17 protein-coding genes are annotated in these 18,023 nt (G+C 39.8%); 11 read left to right on the top strand and 6 right to left on the bottom strand.

Features of this window, described 5'->3' with window-relative positions; genetic code table 11:
* The 9 genes from AC3IPL_RS05465 to brnQ all read left to right on the top strand — a co-directional run bounded on the left by AC3IPL_RS05465 (position 1) and on the right by brnQ (position 11,384).
* Positions 1 to 624, top strand: a complete 624-nt coding sequence (locus tag AC3IPL_RS05465; protein ID WP_489239604.1) for a phosphatase PAP2 family protein — start codon at positions 1 to 3, stop codon at positions 622 to 624.
* Between the two features lie 174 nt (positions 625 to 798).
* On the top strand, positions 799 to 1,461 hold the full coding sequence (locus tag AC3IPL_RS05460) for a response regulator transcription factor (protein WP_489242284.1): 663 nt from the start codon (positions 799 to 801) through the stop codon (positions 1,459 to 1,461).
* Entirely contained in the window at positions 1,458 to 2,825 is a 1,368-nt protein-coding gene (locus AC3IPL_RS05455) for a HAMP domain-containing sensor histidine kinase (protein WP_489239602.1), read from the top strand. Before AC3IPL_RS05460 ends, AC3IPL_RS05455 begins: the two co-directional genes overlap by 4 nt.
* Before the next feature lie 103 nt (positions 2,826 to 2,928).
* The gene (locus AC3IPL_RS05450; protein ID WP_489239600.1) at positions 2,929 to 5,688 is read left to right on the top strand and encodes a 2-oxoglutarate dehydrogenase E1 component; all 2,760 of its coding nucleotides are present in this window, start codon (positions 2,929 to 2,931) and stop codon (positions 5,686 to 5,688) included.
* A 13-nt stretch (positions 5,689 to 5,701) separates the two neighbouring features.
* Positions 5,702 to 6,940, top strand: a complete 1,239-nt coding sequence (gene odhB / locus AC3IPL_RS05445) for a 2-oxoglutarate dehydrogenase complex dihydrolipoyllysine-residue succinyltransferase (protein WP_489239598.1) — start codon at positions 5,702 to 5,704, stop codon at positions 6,938 to 6,940.
* Between the two features lie 138 nt (positions 6,941 to 7,078).
* Positions 7,079 to 7,282: a DUF6501 family protein gene (locus AC3IPL_RS05440; RefSeq protein WP_489239596.1), complete on the top strand. Its 204-nt coding sequence runs from the start codon at positions 7,079 to 7,081 to the stop codon at positions 7,280 to 7,282.
* 41 nt (positions 7,283 to 7,323) lie between these two features.
* Entirely contained in the window at positions 7,324 to 8,106 is a 783-nt protein-coding gene (locus AC3IPL_RS05435) for an AAA family ATPase (protein WP_489239594.1), read from the top strand.
* The gene (locus AC3IPL_RS05430; protein ID WP_489239592.1) at positions 8,106 to 9,944 is read left to right on the top strand and encodes a vWA domain-containing protein; all 1,839 of its coding nucleotides are present in this window, start codon (positions 8,106 to 8,108) and stop codon (positions 9,942 to 9,944) included. The genes AC3IPL_RS05435 and AC3IPL_RS05430 overlap by 1 nt, the downstream gene beginning before the upstream one ends.
* Positions 9,945 to 10,052: 108 nt before the next feature.
* Complete coding sequence (brnQ, locus tag AC3IPL_RS05425) at positions 10,053 to 11,384, top strand: branched-chain amino acid transport system II carrier protein (protein ID WP_489239590.1); 1,332 nt, start codon at positions 10,053 to 10,055, stop codon at positions 11,382 to 11,384.
* Between the two features lie 14 nt (positions 11,385 to 11,398).
* On the opposite strand, the gene AC3IPL_RS05420 is transcribed toward brnQ, so the two are convergent.
* The 3 genes from AC3IPL_RS05420 to AC3IPL_RS05410 are packed head-to-tail and all read right to left on the bottom strand — an operon-like array spanning position 11,399 to position 13,554.
* Positions 11,399 to 12,565, bottom strand: a complete 1,167-nt coding sequence (locus AC3IPL_RS05420; protein ID WP_489239588.1) for a toxic anion resistance protein — start codon at positions 12,563 to 12,565, stop codon at positions 11,399 to 11,401.
* A 2-nt stretch (positions 12,566 to 12,567) separates the two neighbouring features.
* The gene (locus AC3IPL_RS05415; RefSeq protein WP_489239587.1) at positions 12,568 to 13,254 is read right to left on the bottom strand and encodes a 5-bromo-4-chloroindolyl phosphate hydrolysis family protein; all 687 of its coding nucleotides are present in this window, start codon (positions 13,252 to 13,254) and stop codon (positions 12,568 to 12,570) included.
* Positions 13,255 to 13,287: 33 nt separating this feature from the next.
* Complete coding sequence (locus tag AC3IPL_RS05410; protein WP_489239585.1) at positions 13,288 to 13,554, bottom strand: acylphosphatase; 267 nt, start codon at positions 13,552 to 13,554, stop codon at positions 13,288 to 13,290.
* A 134-nt stretch (positions 13,555 to 13,688) separates the two neighbouring features.
* On the opposite strand from AC3IPL_RS05410, the gene AC3IPL_RS05405 reads away from it, so the two are divergent.
* Both AC3IPL_RS05405 and cspA read left to right on the top strand, forming a co-directional pair.
* Positions 13,689 to 14,006 (top strand): DUF1033 family protein, encoded by a 318-nt coding sequence (locus AC3IPL_RS05405; protein WP_489239583.1) that lies wholly within the window; start codon positions 13,689 to 13,691, stop codon positions 14,004 to 14,006.
* A gap of 151 nt (positions 14,007 to 14,157) precedes the next feature.
* On the top strand, positions 14,158 to 14,358 hold the full coding sequence (gene cspA, locus AC3IPL_RS05400) for a cold shock protein CspA (RefSeq protein ID WP_016912585.1): 201 nt from the start codon (positions 14,158 to 14,160) through the stop codon (positions 14,356 to 14,358).
* A gap of 169 nt (positions 14,359 to 14,527) precedes the next feature.
* On the opposite strand, the gene lysA is transcribed toward cspA, so the two are convergent.
* The 3 genes from lysA to AC3IPL_RS05385 are packed head-to-tail and all read right to left on the bottom strand — an operon-like array spanning position 14,528 to position 17,999.
* Complete coding sequence (lysA, locus tag AC3IPL_RS05395) at positions 14,528 to 15,793, bottom strand: diaminopimelate decarboxylase (protein WP_489239576.1); 1,266 nt, start codon at positions 15,791 to 15,793, stop codon at positions 14,528 to 14,530.
* A complete protein-coding gene (locus AC3IPL_RS05390; RefSeq protein ID WP_489239574.1) occupies positions 15,790 to 16,857 on the bottom strand; it encodes an alanine racemase in 1,068 nt (355 codons plus the stop codon). The genes lysA and AC3IPL_RS05390 overlap by 4 nt, the downstream gene beginning before the upstream one ends.
* Complete coding sequence (locus AC3IPL_RS05385) at positions 16,854 to 17,999, bottom strand: M20 metallopeptidase family protein (protein ID WP_489242282.1); 1,146 nt, start codon at positions 17,997 to 17,999, stop codon at positions 16,854 to 16,856. The genes AC3IPL_RS05390 and AC3IPL_RS05385 overlap by 4 nt, the downstream gene beginning before the upstream one ends.
* Positions 18,000 to 18,023 lie beyond the last annotated feature (24 nt).

Genomic DNA, 18,023 nt, shown 5'->3' with positions numbered 1-18,023 from the left:
ATGTCTAGAGTACAAAGGATTACTTTAATCATCATATTCACGATGATCTTCGGAATGATCGCATTTTTCCATGAATCCCGTCTAGGAAAATGGATTGATAAAGAAGTATACGAATTTATCTATTCTTCTGCGAGCTTTATCACGACATCCATTATGCTCGGGTTTACCAAAATTGGGGAAGTCTGGGCGATGGTGGTGATGTCTCTTATGGTGATCTGTTATTTAATGCTGAAACGGATGAAAATAGATGCCTTATTCTTTGCTCTAGCAATGATTATTTCAGGGACGCTTAATCCGCTGCTAAAAAATATTTTCGATAGAGAGAGACCAACGCTGCTGCGATTGATTGATATTACTGGATTTAGTTTTCCGAGTGGTCATGCGATGGGTTCGACGGCATTTTTCGGCAGTATTATCTACTTGCTGAATAAACATCACACAGGACCATTGAAACCCTATCTTATCGGCCTCTCGGTACTCTGTATTATGATGATTTCATCTTCAAGAGTTTATTTAGGTGTTCATTATCCGACAGATATCATTGCCGGAATTATCGGAGGAGTAATCAGTATATTATTGGCGCAAACTTTTTTACATAATTTAATTGACAATGATTCTCAATAAGATATAATTTAATTGACAATGATTCTCAATTAAAAGAGTTCCCCCTCTAATCGGGAGTCATTTTCTAGTAACCCCCTTTATGCCCATCAACCTGACGGTAACGTCAGGTTTTTTTGTTTTATTTAAAAAAATTTATTGTTATGATTTGATTAATAATTGAAGGAGAGACGGATGATGAAAAAGATATTGATAGTTGAAGATGAACAAAATTTAGCGCGGTTCATTGAATTAGAACTGATCCATGAAAATTACAAGGTTGATATCGTCAATGATGGAAATTCTGGTCTACAGAGTGCTCTGAATCAAGACTATGACTGCATATTACTTGATCTGATGCTGCCTGGTATGAATGGTCTTGAAGTATGCCGACGAGTCCGTAACGTTAAAAAAACACCGATTATCATGATCACAGCAAAAGGAGATACTTATGACAAAGTCATCGGTCTCGACTACGGAGCGGACGATTATATTGTCAAACCGTTTGATATCGAAGAATTGCTGGCACGGTTACGCGTCATTATGCGTCGTAATGAGTCGCATGAATCTAAGATTACTATCGACCGGCTGATGATCAATCTCGATGCATTCACTGTCAGTGTTGATGATGAGACGATTGAATTAACTAAGACAGAATTCGAACTGCTGAAACTGCTGGCAGAAAATCAGAAGCATGTACTGACACGCGAGCAGATATTATCACATGTATGGGGATATGACAGTGAAGTAGAAACGAACGTCGTGGATGTCTATATCCGTTATTTGAGAAACAAACTTAAACCTTATCATATGCAGTCCATCATTGAAACCGTTAGAGGGGTAGGCTATGTCATTCGATGAATAAATCTACATCACTGAAGACGAAGTGGACGCTGATTACAACAAGCATCACATTTATTATCTTCATGCTGTTCAGTTTCTTTATTATTTATTTCATCAGCATTTATTTGAAAGAACAGGAATTTGACAGTGCACGACGAAGTACGGTCGATGTCGGCAAACTTCTGGTGACTGGAAATCCAGGAGAAGTATCGACGGTTGATATTAGGGCGGCTATCACTGATCATCAGAAAGTGATCTTCTATGATACGGCAGGACAACCTTATACGAGTGTGTCAAGTGATCAATCCATCACCTTGACTCCCGCTTTTAAGCCAGTAACACGTGTTGAATTCTCAGAGGAACATCATCAGGATGAGGATTTTATCATCGTCAGGTCACCGATCAATACCGCACAGTCTTCTGGATTTGTCACTATTGTCCATCCGCTGTCTGTCTATCATTCAATCATTCAGTATATGTTTGTGCTCGCCAGTGTTTTTGGACTGACTGCATTATTCATTACAGCCATTATCAGCTACTTCTTCTCCAATCAAATCACGAAGCCGATTCGGAAGCTTTCGGAACAGATGAAGCAGATTCAGCGGGATGGTTTTCAGAACAAACTGACACTGCCTAAAAGCTATTATGAGACAGATGATATGATTGAAACATTCAACAATATGATGGCGCAGCTTGAAACATCATTCAATCAGCAGAAACAGTTTGTCGAAGATGCTTCGCATGAGTTAAGGACTCCGCTGCAGATTATTCAAGGTCATCTGAATCTTATTAACCGCTGGGGTAAAAATAAACCTGAGATTATGGACGAATCACTTGAGATCTCACTCGATGAAATGAACCGGATTACAAAGCTTGTGGAGGAGCTTCTGCTGCTCACTAAAGATAACCAAGGACAGTATAATAGAGAGCTGGACACGATTCTTATCAATGACGACATACAGTCCAGATTGAAGTCTCTCGCACAGTTGAATCCGGACTACCGCTTTGAATTCCATTCCACCCATAAATCTATTAAGCTGAAAATCAATCGACATCAGTTTGAACAGATGATGCTGATTTTCCTTGATAATGCGATGAAGTACGATAAAGAAGACCAGCATATCATTGTCCGTACTTCATTGAAAAATAAGATGGTCCAGCTGGAAATCATCGATCACGGCACAGGCATTCCTGAAGAAGACATTCCCTATATATTTGATAGATTTTACCGGGTTGATAAATCTCGTTCCAGAGAAATGGGTGGAAACGGTCTTGGACTGTCCATCGCGAAAAAAATTATTGAAAGCTACGGAGGAAACGTCAAAATCGACAGCGAGCTCAATCGATATACAAAAGTTATTATCCAATTACCTGAACAGTAGACATATTTTCATAAAAAAACAGAACAGCCTTTAAAATCAATATTTAGAGTGCTAAAATAGGGTATGTAAACGTTTTATATCAATTGTGGAGGGTGGAACTAAAATGAAAGGGAAAAACCTCGAAGAAGCGCCTGCTAGGTTCGGTGCGAATTTAGGTTATCTACTAGAGATGTTCGATCAATATGCTCAAGATCCAGCATCTGTGACAGGGGAACTACAAGAATTATTTTCAACGATATCAACTGGTCAAGTGGTCAGTGGCATCGATTCAGAAAAAGTAAAATCGGTGATGAGACTGGTTGATAATATTAGGCAGTACGGGCATCTTACGGCTGATATTTATCCACTCTATAAACCTAAACGTGAAAATCTGCCGAAATTAACTATAGAAGATTTTAACTTGACACAACAGGACCTTGAAAAGTTGCCGGCAAGTTTAGTGTCCGCTCATTTTGACGGGCAGGCTGCTCATGCCTATGAGGCAGTGACACAGCTGTCTGAAATTTATCAAGGAACAATCGCTTATGAAGTAAGCCATATCAACAACACCGAAGAACGTGACTGGCTGAAAAAAACGATCGAGTCAAACAATAAAAATTCATACACCAAAGAAGAAAAAATCACATTGCTCAAAAGTCTTGCTCAAGTTGAAGGGTTTGAAAAATATATTCATAAAAACTTCGTCGGAGCAAAACGCTTTTCAATTGAAGGGGTCGATGCTTTAGTGCCGATGCTTCAAAAAGTGCTGGCTATTTCGAGCGATAATAACATCAAGAATATCCAGATTGGTATGGCTCACCGCGGTCGCCTCAATGTATTGACACACATTCTTGAAAAACCATATGAAATGATGCTGTCTGAATTCATGCATACAGACCCGATGAAATTCCTGCCGGAAGACGGTAGTCTTCAAGTCACTAAAGGCTGGACCGGGGACGTTAAGTATCATTTAGGCGGCGTTAAAAAGACCACACGTTACGGCACTGAACAAATGATCACACTTGCCAATAATCCGAGTCATCTAGAGATTGTTGCTCCTGTCGTGTTAGGTAAGACGCGTGCTAATCAGGAAGAGACTACAGGTGTCACGAAGCCGGAAGTCGATTTCAATAAAGCACTTGCGATTTTAATTCACGGTGATGCTGCATTCCCGGGTCAAGGTATCAATTTTGAAAGCATGAACTTGAGCAATCTTCAAGGATATTCTACAGGCGGTTCACTCCATATCATCACGAACAACCGCGTCGGTTTCACTACTGAAAGCTATGATTCACGTTCTACAGTCTATGCGACTGATGTAGCGAAAGGCTATGACATACCGATCGTTCATGTCAATGCAGATGATGTAGAGGCATGTATTGACTCGGTGATTCTAGCGATGCAGTTCCGTCAGCAGTTCAACAAAGACTTTGTGATTGACTTAGTCGGCTACAGACGCTACGGCCATAACGAGATGGATGAGCCGTCAGTGACTAATCCGATGCTCTACAAAGAAGTGAAAGGCCACCCGAGCATTGAGATTAAATACGGCAAGGAACTTGTTGCTGAAGGAACGATCACTGAAGATGAAATGAATGAGATCTTCCGTCAGACAGAAGAAGCGATTCGCTCTGCGCATAATGCCATCGATAAGAACGAAAAAGTGCTTGATGCTGAGATGGCGATGCCGGAAGCTGTCAGCACAGGTCAACAGACCGTTGAAACAGGTGTCACTAAAGACAGACTGACAAAACTGAACGAAGAGATGCTGACTTATCCGGAAGGCTTTACACTGTTCGGCAAGCTTTCAAAAATACTAGACAGACGTCATGAGCCGTTCACTAAAGATGGATTGATTGACTGGGGGCATGCAGAACTGCTTGCATTCGGCACAATCATTGAAGACGGCCATCCAGTCCGTCTGACGGGCCAGGATTCTGAACGGGGAACATTCGCACAGCGTCATGCTGTATTGAGTGATGAGAACACAGGCGCTAAATATACACCACTTCAGCACATCACTGACAGTCAGGCATCGTTTGATATTCATAACTCACCGTTGTCAGAGGCGGCGGTTGTCGGATTTGAATACGGCTATAACGTGGAGAACAAAGAAGCGATGACGGTCTGGGAGGCCCAGTACGGCGACTTCTCAAACATGTCACAGATGATGTTTGATAACTTTATTTCCAGCGCGAACGCGAAATGGGGCGAAACGACAGGTCTGACATTGCTGCTGCCACATGCCTACGAAGGTCAAGGGCCGGAACATTCATCAGCTCGTCTAGAAAGATATTTACAGCTGGGCGCTGAAAATAACTGGACTGTAGCAAATTTAACAAGTACAGCTAATTACTTCCACTTACTTCGCAAACAGGCACATTTCTTGAACACTGACAAGATGAGACCATTAGTAGTCATGACGCCGAAGAGTCTGCTGCGCAACAACTTTGTATCTGACAAAGTAGACGCATTCACAACAGGTTCATTCAGACCGATTATTGTGGACAACTTCAAAAAGACAAAAGTGAAGAAATTACTGATTGCGAGCGGTAAAGTGGCGATTGATCTGTACACTGAACTGCAGAAATCACCGAACGAGGAGATTCTGCTAGTCAGACTTGAACAGCTGTATCCGCTGCCTGCTGAAGAAATCAAAGCAGTGATCAATGAGCTTAAAGGCATCAAGGAGATCGGTTTCGTTCAGGAAGAACCTAAAAACCAGGGCTCATGGAATTACATTTATCCTCAGCTGGAAGCATTAGCAGGCAATATCGCTGTCAACTACTACGGTAGAATCGAGCGTTCAAGCCCATCAGAAGGCGACAATGAAATTCATAAGCTTGTGCAGTCTCAAATTATTCAGAACGCGTTAACTATTTAAGGGGGAAATTAAAGTGGCAGAAATCAGAGTTCCAGAATTAGCAGAATCAATTACGGAAGGTACGATCTCAACATGGTTTAAGCAAGTGGGCGACCGTGTTGAGAAGGGTGAAAATATCGTTGAACTTGAAACCGATAAAGTCAACGTTGAAGTGATTTCTGAAGAAGCAGGAATTGTCACTGAATTGAAGGCTGCAGAGGGCGACACAGTCGAAGTAGGGTCAGTCATTGCAATCGTTGATGAAAACGGAAGTAATGCACAACCTGCGGAACAGAAATCAGAAGCACCAGCACCTGATAATAATAGAAATGCTGAAAAAACACCGACTGTCGAACAAGCAGTTGAAGATACAAACAAAGTAGAACGAATTGTGGCAACACCTTCTGCACGTAAACTAGCGCGTGAAAAAGGCATTGATTTAAGTGAAATCAATGCGAAAGACCCACGTGGTTTAATCCGGAGCCATGATGTTGAGAACAGCACGAAGCAGGAAGCACCGAGAGCAGCTGCACCTGCTGAGAAAGCGGCACCGAAAGAAAACCCTAATAAACCGGTCATCCGTGAGAAGATGTCACGCCGCCGTAAAACAATTGCTAATAAATTACTGGAAGTATCTCAAAATACAGCAATGCTGACGACATTCAACGAAGTGGATATGACGAATGTGATGGAACTTCGTAAACGTAAAAAAGACAAGTTCCAGGAAGATCATAATGGAACTCGTCTCGGTTTCATGTCGTTCTTCACGAAAGCAGTTGTAGCTGCACTGAAAAAATATCCTGCGGTTAACGCTGAAATCGACGGTGATGATTTAGTATTAAAACAGTTCTATGATATCGGTGTTGCAGTATCAACAGAAGAAGGGCTTGTTGTTCCAGTTGTACGTGATTGTGATAAAAAGAACTTTGCTGAAATTGAGGGCAGTATTTACGATCTTGCAGTGAAAGCACGCGACAAAAAACTTGGGCTGGACGATATGATGAATGGTTCATTCACCATTACTAATGGCGGCGTGTTCGGTTCATTGATGTCGACACCGATTATCAATGGAACGCAGGCAGCGATTCTAGGAATGCACTCAATTGTCACGCGCCCTATTGCTATTGATAAAGAGCGTATGGAAAATCGTCCGATGATGTACATCGCATTAAGCTATGACCATAGAATTATTGATGGTAAAGAAGCAGTCGGCTTCCTTAAAACAGTTAAAGAATTGATTGAAAATCCAGAAGATCTATTACTTGAAAGCTGATTTACAACAACGTCCTGACATATCATTAAGTCAGGACGTTGTTTTGCTGGTCATCATAAATTTTCATTAAATCTCTTTATTTCATAGTCAAAAGTAGTGTATTATTTGTTATAGTAATTGAATTTACGGAGGATTGTTATGTTACATGAAGAATGGCTGATTAAAGAGCCGATTAAACAAGTGAAAGTCGTACAGACTCAAGCAAAAAAATACAAAGTAAGTGATATGCTGACGATAGGCGAGACATATGATGTTGTCAATGAAACGGAAGAGTACTATCATATAAGAGATAACAGCGGTAAAGTCGGCGGTTACTACAAGGAATATTTTGAAGAAATCTAAAGGGCGAAAGCCCTTTTTATTATTGAAGGAGACGGTTCGTGATGAATTTATATCAAAATGAAGATACTACGATATTAAACGATGCCATAAACATGATTAAGCTCAAAAAAAATATTTTGCTGAAAGGGCCGACGGGATCAGGCAAGACTAAACTTGCTGAAACATTGAAGCTGCAGTTAAAACAAGAGATGAATAGTATTAATTGTTCTGTTGATCTCGATGCGGAAAGTCTGCTCGGTTTTAAGACGATTGAAGTAGTGAACGGTGAAACTCAAATTACGTTTGTCGAAGGACCCGTGATTCAGGCGATGAAAGAAGGACGGCTGCTCTACATCGATGAAATCAATATGGCGAAGCCTGAGACACTGCCGATTTTAAATGGTGTGCTGGACTTCAGACGTACGATCACCAATCCATTTACTGGAGAAGTAGTGACTGCTCATGATGATTTTGCAGTCATTGCTGCAATCAATGTCGGTTACATTGGTACATTACCGATGAATGAAGCATTGAAAAATCGTTTTGTCGTCATTGATATGCATTATATTTCAGGAGAAATATTAAAGCAGGTTATCATGGAACAGACTCAACTGACAGATGAGAGATTAATCGGTCAACTGATTCAGTTCAACAAAGATTTAGTGATGATGGCTGAGCAGGGACAGATCAGCGAAGAAGCAAGCTCTATTAGGGCACTTCTTGATTTATGTGATCTGACAACTATTATGCCGGTTGAACGGGCAATCAAAAGAGCTGTCATTGACAAACTGGAAGATGAAAGAGAACAGCAGGCAATTATCAATGCGATGGAACTGACATTTTAATGGCAGATAAATTTATACTGTTCAATGATGAAAAGATTGATCCGTCACAGTTGATGATGCTCACTGATCTAGCACAGCTTGTCATGGAAGATAATGAAGTGAAAGTCGGCTATCAAAAATTCGGCTACTACAATCCGCTTGAGAAACAGCTCAATGTTAGTTTTAAATGGCGGCATCGTGAGGCGCATGATGAAATATATGCTTTGAAAAGCGACTGTCTGCTATATGGGATGGGCTATAGTGCTCAAGATCAGGACGTTATTCTTACGATGCTTGAAGAAGATTTTCTCTACAGAAAGTTTTTCATGCAGCTCTTTGTCATGCTGGAAGAACAGCGCTTAACACAGTTCATCATTAAAAAACGCCCTGCTGCAAAAAAATATTTTACTACAAGACGATTATTAAAACGTCAGGATAATGCCAGTCAGCTGACAGTCTATCGTACGAAAAAGATGCCGACCGACCTACTGTTTCTTCAAATTGAGGAGGCAGTATTGACCGATAATATTTTGGGCCTTGAAACCGCCTATGATGAAACAATCAATGGACGACTGCGTGAGCTGCTGAGCCGTTTATTTACATTGAATTCTACTGAAGACAGCGCTGATCTTGCTGTTGCGATGATGTATATCATCGATGAACTGCTGACCCGTGATATGTTAAATGATTATTATTATCTGCCTGTTAAATTGCTCGAAGATATTAAAAGATTCAAAGAAATCAAAGGAGTTGAACTTGCCGGAAACGATTCAACAGAAGGTGATATTGACACTGAAGAAGTGATGGCTAAGAGCCGTTCAGCTGAAGGACAGTCTGACAGCTATCTTCAAACAGAAGTGTCTGAAGGACAGAACAGTGGTGCGAAAACAGCGGAAGGCAGAGAAGGACATTCCTCCGATGAACCTACTGAGATCATGGCAGGTCGAGGTAAAAGTGAATCAAAAAAAGACGGTGAAGGCGTTGATATTTCTGAGCAGCTGGGTGAAGAAAACAGCAACGTCATGATTGAATGGAAAACACCCGTCATTACTGGAGAAACAGTACAAAATTATTCCTTAATTCAGAAAGAAGTTCTGCCTGAAGTAAGAAAACTCACTTCGATTATTCAGAAGACGATTGCACATCGCAATGAAAATTCAAGAACGCATCTGACAAAAGGGCGGCTTGATAAAAAACTTGTCAATTGGTTTTTGGACGATCAAAAACGATTATTTTACAAAAACGATATGCAGTCAAAAGAACTGGATGCCACATTCACTCTCTTGGTTGATGCTTCATACAGTATGGAAGATAAAATCGAAGAAACTAAAAAAGGGATTACACTGTTTCATGAAACGTTAAAGAAGCTGTCCATCCGCCACGAGATCATGGCATTCAATGAAGACACATTTAGCTCGGACGAGCAGTCTCAGCGTAATATTTTTGATTATCTTGTCAACTATCAGGAATCACTGAACGTTTACGCGGGTCATGGTATTGCAACCATTAAGGCACAAGATGATAATAGAGACGGACTTGCCATTAGAGTGGCAGGGGAGATGATCAGTAGACGCAGCGAACTGCAGAAATTCATCATTGTTTTCTCTGACGGGGAACCGTCGGCATTCGGCTATGAATCAAATGGAATCATTGATACTCATGAAGCAGTGATGAATTTGAGACGACGTGGAATATATGTAATCAACGTATTTTTAAGTCAGTCGCCTATTGAAGCCCATGTAGAATCAACTATTAAAAATATCTATAATGATTACTGTGTATTTGTGGAAGGTGTAGAAAATTTACCGTTTGTCATTTCACCACTCCTAAAAAAGTTACTGTTGCAATCTATACATTAGTCGTTTAATATTTAATTATATTTTTTAAATATTCAGAAAGTGTTGGACTTCAACGCGGCACAGTGTTATGATTTTTCTGTTATCATTTTATTGTTTAGGAGGAGTTTTATGAAAAAAAATACTTGGGTTATTGGTTTTATGCTATTTGCCATCTTCTTCGGAGCTGGTAATTTGATTTTTCCACCTAAACTTGGTTTTGCAAGTGGTGAATTTTTCTGGCCTGCTATTTTAGGATTTATTTTTACAGGCGTAGGGCTGCCGCTTTTAGGAATTATTGTCGGCTCTCTTGATGAGGGCGGGTACAAAGCAGCACTTCGTAAAATCAATCCAATATTTGGTGTCATTTTCTTAATGGCTATTTACTTAACGATTGGTCCATTGTTTGCCATTCCGCGTACAGGTGCAACATCATACGAAATGGCTATTGTACCATTTCTCAATTCACCTTCGGCTTTGTCTTTATTTATTTTCACACTCATCTATTTTGGCATTTCTTTCTTTTTGGCAGTTAATCCTTCTAAAATGGTAGATAGAGTGGGTTCTGTGTTAACACCCGTCTTACTTGTATCTATTGTCTTACTAGTGATCCGAGGGATATATATTTTATTCAACGAACCTGCAACACCGTCTGACACTGAATCCTATGTATCTGGAGGAAGTAGTTTCTTCAAAGGATTCACTGAAGGTTACTTAACGATGGATGCAATTGCGGCAATTGCATTCTCAGTTATTGTGCTCAATGCTATTAAAGCGAAAGGTATCACTAAGGAAACAGGGCTGTTCAAACAGACTGTACTAGCAGGAACAATTGCTGCAGTTGCTTTAGGATTTATCTACTTGACTCTCGGCTGGATCGGGAATCATTACAGCATTTCCGCAGCTGAAATGGCAAAGATTGATAAAAATCAACTGGATCTGGGTACTTATATTTTGACACATGTAGCAGATGATACGTTTGGTAGTTTTGGTAAGCTGCTGATCGGTATTATTGTCACATTAGCTTGTTTGACGACTTCTGTTGGATTGATTGTTGCTGTCAGTGAGTATTTCCATGAAATTTTCCCGAAAGTTTCATACAAAGTCTATGTCATCATTTTTACTTTGTTCAGTTTCATCCTTGCAAACCAGGGGCTGTCCGCAGTTATTTCAAAATCAGTGCCAGTATTGCTTGTGTTGTATCCTATTGCGATGACACTTGTTCTAGTGATGCTGCTTGCTAAATTTATTCCGACACCACCGCTTGCACAGCAGGTTGCTCTAGGATTAGTGACGGTTGTATCGCTGTTATCAGTGATGCATGCTTATCAAGTAATCAACTTGTCGTTTATCGACAACCTGCCTTTAAAAGCGGAGTCTATGGAATGGTTGCTGTTTGCAGTTGTCGGATATATCATCGGTTATCTGCTTGGTGCACGCCAGGAAAAAATTCAATACAACTAAAAAAATCAATCGAACTAATAGTTCGATTGATTTTTTTCATTTTGCAGCTGCAGCAGCTGATTTTTAAGATCGTTTTCCATTTTGGAGAGTTCTGCTTCAGCAGCACGACGTCTTGAAGCACCTTCCTGCTGAATAGTAAGTGTTTCGCGAATAGTTTCAACAATGTTATTCTGTGTTGTTTTCAATGTTTCAATTTCCACAATACCTCGTTCATTTTCTTGAGCGGTCAATATTGTATTGGTTTTCAGCATTTCAGAATTTTTAAGTAGTAGTTCATTCGTTGTATTCGTCACCTGCTGCTGCGCTTTAGATGCTTTTTGTTGATGCAGCAGTGACAACGCAATCGCCATTTGATTTTTCCATAATGGAATACTCGTCAATATGGAACTCTGTATTTTCTCAGCCAGCGTCTGGTTGACATCTTGAATCATCCGAATTTGTGGAGCTGACTGCAATGTAATCTGACGGGATAATTTTAAATCATAGACACGTTTATCGAGTCTGTTGATATAATGACGCATATCATTGACTTCCTGTACCATCAACTGATCATTTGAAGCTGCTGCTTTTTGTTGAAGCATCGGAAGTTCAGCATTCAATTCATCTCGTTTTTCCTCTGCAGCCATAATGAACATATCCAGTGCTTCAAAATAAGAACGGTTCTCTTCATAGAGTCGATCGAGAAGTGCAACATCCTTCATCAACACATCTTTAGAATGAGATAGTTCAACAGAGATACGGTCAATCTGCCCTGAAACAGACTGGTATCTCGACAGCAGTTCGTTAATGCTCGAAGAGACCTTTTTAAACAGTCGTTTAAATCGGGAACGTTCCTGCTGATTGAGTTCGTCCGGATCGATTTCTTTGAGCTTGTTCATCAAATGATCTAAATTGTCACCAATGGGACCGATATCTTTTCGTTGTACTTCATCTAGAATTTGATGAGAGAACTGTGACAGTTTCATCTGAGCATTCGCACCGTACATCAATAGATTTTCATTGTCCAGCGGTTTAATCTGGTTTTTAATCTGGTTGATTTTTTCTCTCTTTTCAGGGGAGAGTTCAGCAGTCTGCGTCGTAATATCCGGTCGGATAACGGGTTGAGCTTGTAATTCAGCTTGTAATTCAGTTGAAGCAAATGGATTTGCAGTCAAGTCATCTAACAATTCATCTTTTGGCATAATTAGCGTTCAATCCTTTCTTTTTGCTGCGAACGTTTTAGTACAGGAACTTCTACTTGTTCTTGATGTTCAAGAGATTTTGGCTGATTGATTTTGGCAAGATCCACTTCAACAGACATCTGCTGATAATCTTCAGCATTTAACGCTCTTAAATCAGCCTGTAATGTCCGCTTTAATTCTTCTAATGTAATTTTAGCTGCATTGAGCTGTTTCATTTCATCGTCATTTTTGTGAGGCATTCTTGCTAAGTAAACGTATTGATTAATTAAATTGACAGTGTTATCAAGATGTGAAAAAAAGAAACTATCTACTTTAAAAAATTTCTTAGGATTTTTTTGAACGGTTTTGTAGATGGTTCTTACGATCCGGTTAATTTCATTGATCGTCTTAAAATCTGTATAGCTGCGGATTTTTGTGTATTGACTGAGCAATGTTTTGACTTTAGGGTTAGCCTCAGTCAAATGCTTTCTCACATATTTGTATTCCCGGCGAGATAAACCCATTTCATTCAAGTATTGATTAGACGTTGTCATTTGAATAGGGATGTATGCTCCGATATAGCTGCCGATCATAAGCAGCCAATCTATCCATTGATCAACAACAAAGAAGTTGATACTGATGAAACCGACAATCAACGCCACTGGAACGGCTAATATGGCACCAATAAAATGTGAGACACTATACTTCATAAGTCATCATTTCCTTTTTGTAAATAACTGAGGTTAAATTTGCTTGAATTGATTATAATCTTGATAAGGAACTTCCTGAACTTCATAAGATTTCACTCTAGAAAAAGAGGCAGGGCCTTTAATCACTTTTTCAGAAAACCGTTGAACTTCATTCCGTTCGCCTGACACATAGACTTCGACGTAATCATCGACATTTTGAACGGTACCCGTCACATCGAATTTTTTTGCCAGGGTTATAGTTGCATTTCTGAAACCGACGCCTTGTACGCGACCATAGACTTTAATTTGTTGAGTTATCATGGGTTTCACCTCTTAACATAATTATATGGATTTTTACATGAAATTCCTAATAAATAGCATTATCAAGTGTATTACTTGAAATCTGATCATATAGCTTACATAATATAGATTGGATTGGAAAGAAGGCGAATCATATGTTTCAAATAAAAATCATGAGGGCTGACTATGAAGGCTGGTGGTTGTTTGATGGCTGGCAGGAAAAAGTCATCACGAGCAGTTCATATCAGACAGAAGAAGCATTTAAAGAAGGATATAAAGCACAGCTGGAAGAAATGAGAAAGCAATACCCTAATGAAATTATCGGCAAACATCATATACATGCATTTTATCGAAATTGTGAATTAGAATTTTGTGAAGAGTGCGATGAAGATGTACAGATTTACCATAGTGTGATACCGCTTAGAGATGATGTTGTATTACAGGATGGTAAACTATGTAAATGTATAAATTAACACAAAATAGTATTGATTATTATACCTCCTTATTTTATAATAAATACAAGCAATAAGCGTTATTCCATATTACAAAGTGAATAACAAACGTATTTATTTTGTAATATGTGAATAATTGCATATTGAATTTTTAGTCTTGGAGGTTTCAAACATGAAACAAGGTACAGTAAAATGGTTTAACGCAGAAAAAGGTTTCGGATTCATCGAAATCGAAGGAGAAAATGACGTATTCGTTCATTTTTCAGCAATTAACCAAGAAGGTTACAAATCTTTAGAAGAAGGCCAAGCAGTGGAATTCGAAGTCGTTGAAGGCGATCGTGGACCGCAGGCGGCTAACGTTGTTAAATTATAATTTATAATTATACTGTAACGTTAATAAGGCACCCTAACATAATTGGTTAGGGTGCCTTATTTTATATCTATAAAAAATTTTATCATTTTATAAATTATAATTATGTTATGTAAACTTAATAATACGATTATAAAAAAAATAACAATAAAAAACTCCTAAAGATAGGAGTTTAATCTAACACTTCATTTTGAATCAATTGTTCAAGTGTTTGACGACGGATGACTTCACGGACACCTGATTCACTGACAAATACAACAGCAGGTTTTAACATTTGATTATAATTTGAACTCATGCTGTAATGGTAGGCACCTGTGGACAAGACAGCTAAATAATCTCCGGACTGGATGCTTGATGGTAATTTGATATCACGGCGAATGATATCACCTGACTCACATAACTTTCCGGCAATCGTCATCAATTTGTCGTGTGGTTCATCGCGATTCACAAGCTTCAGTTCGTACTGAGCATCGTACAGTGCTGTTCTGATATGATCGCTCATGCCACCATCAATAGAGACATAATAATTGACGTCAGGAATTTCTTTGATTGTACCGACTTCATATAAGGTAATACCAGCAGCTCCAACAATCGAACGGCCAGGTTCCAGTGAAATCTCTGGGAGCGGATAATCTTTTCTCTGACAAGCATCTTTGAGAGCATCAGTAATAGCCTGAATGCCTTCTTCAATAGGGTAGCTGACATCATCGTCAGTATATTTGATGCTGAATCCGCCGCCGATATTCAGTACTTCAATCGGAATATTATTTTCGGATAACCAGTCAATCACTAAATGGATGGTTGCGATTGTTCCTGTTGATTCAAATATTTGTGACCCTATATGAAAATGGACTCCCATGAATTCAATATGACTTGATGACTGAATTTTTTTAATGCCTTCGAGGGCAAGTCCTTTTTTGATACTGAGTCCGAATTTACTGTTCTCTTGACCGGTTTGAATGAATTCATGAGTATGAGCTTCAACACCTGGATTAATTCTCAGTACAGCTTTGACAGGACGGTCTGCTAATGCATCTAGACGGTCGATTTCGCTTAAACTATCAATCACAAAATAGTCTACCCCTGATGTTATAGCATATTTAATTTCCTGGTTAGTTTTGTTGTTGCCATGGAAATGAATCCGGTTCTCTGGCACTGTTGACTGCAGTGCCGTAAATAATTCACCTTCACTGACGACATCAAGACCCATGTTTTCTTCAGCCATCAAATTGAACAGCTGGATAGATGAGAATGCTTTTGAAGCGTAAGAAATCGTATAGTTCAGTTCAGATTTTGTGAGTGCTTGATGGAATCTTCTGCACTGCTCACGGATCAATGTCTCATCATACACAAAGAGAGGGGTACCATATTTTTTGGCAATATCACTTAGTCGATGTCCGTGCAATGTAAGTTCATTTTGAACATATTGTAATGTCATAATTTAATCTCCTTTAATAATGAATGGTGGTTGAGCGCACTCAACTGTTCAGAATTAGCACCGACACCTTTAAATGTATATTCATCGATACGAATGTCATTACTATAGAGTATGACTTCATCTCCTGCGGCAACATTGCTGTCAACCTCGACAAACATATGGCTCATCATCAATGCCTTGATCGGATAGCGGCGACCATTGATCAAGCATTCATGTTTGCTTCGGGTCCTTAAAATTCCATCACCATAACCTAGATCGACAACTGCGAGACGTGTCGAATGCTCTGCAGTAAAAGCAAAACTGTAGCCGGCTGATTGACCTTTCTCAAGCTGGCGTACTTGTATGACATTTGCACTAATGGTCAGTGACTGGCGTGTGAGCGATTCGGGTAATGATGAATAAGGACGAGAGCCATATAAAATGATACCGAGCCTCGCATGACTATGTCCTGTGAACAAACCATCCCGGACAAAACTCGCACTGTTCTGAGCATGTATGAATTCAAAGTCATGATAGGTCTTTATCTTCTCTAGACCAGTTAACCATGCCTGCTTTTCGTCCAAATACTCGTCACCATCAAACTCATCCGCGTATCCGAAGTGAGTCCATATGCCGACGATCGACATCTGTTCACTTTTCGGCAGCTCACGATTCGTCTGTATGACTGGAATCATGTCGTCAAACGTTCTGAAGCCTGAACGGTGGAGAAAGTTCTCGTATTCTAGATGCACATTAATACCCGCCAGGTCACTTTGATGCTGATGATAAAATTCGGGCGAAGGAAGTGTCATATGAATACGCTGCTCTCTTATAATATGGAATTCTGTGCTGGGGTTCATCAGGAAGATAACTGCCTCTGGCGCAAGTTCTCTGATTCTCACTGCTTCTCTTAAAACAGTAGTACTGAAAGTTGTAATGCCTTGTTTTAAAAATGCATTCACCGCAAAATCAAGACCATAATGATAGGCATTATTTTTCATTACAGCCATCACAGGCTGGTTTTGAATGACATGGGCAACATTATCATGAAATAGTTGAGCATCCAGTGTCCATCTTGCCGTCATATAGTAGCCTCATAGCGCTGTAGAATAGCCTCAAAGACATCGATGCCCTTAACGAGTACTGATTCATCAAAATTAAATGTCGACGTATGAAGTCCTGTTGTATAGCCTTTATCCTCATTACGGCAGCCAAGAAAAGCAAAGGCTGTAGGCGCAATAGTGCTGTAAAAAGCAAAGTCTTCTCCGAATAAATAAGGATCAACCTTTTCAATCCAGACAAGATCAGTGGTTGCTGCTGCCTGACGCATGACTTCATAGCAATCGTCATCTACTATCGTGGGAGGGTAGCCCTCAGCAAATTTCAATTCAACGGATACAGTTGAAATCACTTCACAAGCCTTTCGGATTTGTTCCATCTGCTGTTTCACAGCTGCCAGATCATCCATATTGAACGTGCGTATAGTACCTTCCAGATAACCGGTAGAAGGGACAGTATTAATTGCTTCGCCTGCGTGGAATTTGCCGATATGAACGATATTCTGTCTTAAACCGGGAAGGTGATAATGCTGAAGCTGACTCAGTTGAGAAAGGATGAATGTCAGAGCTTCACCTGCAGAATGTCCTTGTTCTTTGTTGGCTACATGAGCAGAAGTACCGTTAATAAAAAAACGGTATTCCGTAGCACTTGCTGTCAATGGTCCTGGTTTCGATAAAATAATCCCTTCATCATTATCGGGCATTAAATGAAGGCCGTATATTCCTTTAAGTTGACTGAATGGATAGGCTTGTATCAATTGATTGGCGCCGGCCATTGTTTCTTCAGATGGCTGAAAGATAAAATAGACAGTTGTTTTTAATTGGCCGCTATCTGCCAGTCTCTTAACACGTCTGACGAATCCTAACAGCATCGTTGTATGACCATCATGACCGCATGCATGCATGACATTATCAACCGTTGACCTGAATGAACAATCATTGTCCTCATGTATCGGAAGTGCATCAATATCTGCTCTAAAACCAACAGCCTGCTGACTGCTGCCAATGATTTTTGCGATGACACCCGTCTGAAGAGGCGACTCGTAGCTGACGCCCATATCATCCAGCTGTTCTTTGATAAATGCTGTCGTCTGATATTCCTCCATACTGAGTTCAGGATGCTGATGAAGATGACGTCTTGTTTCAGTTAAATAATGTAGTTCCATTATCATTCTCCTAATAAGAATAAAGCG

This window comes from Macrococcus sp. GL_134, assembly GCF_057834705.1.
The sequence above is the reverse complement of the archived record's forward strand: the minus strand, read 5'-3'. Positions and strand labels throughout refer to the sequence as shown.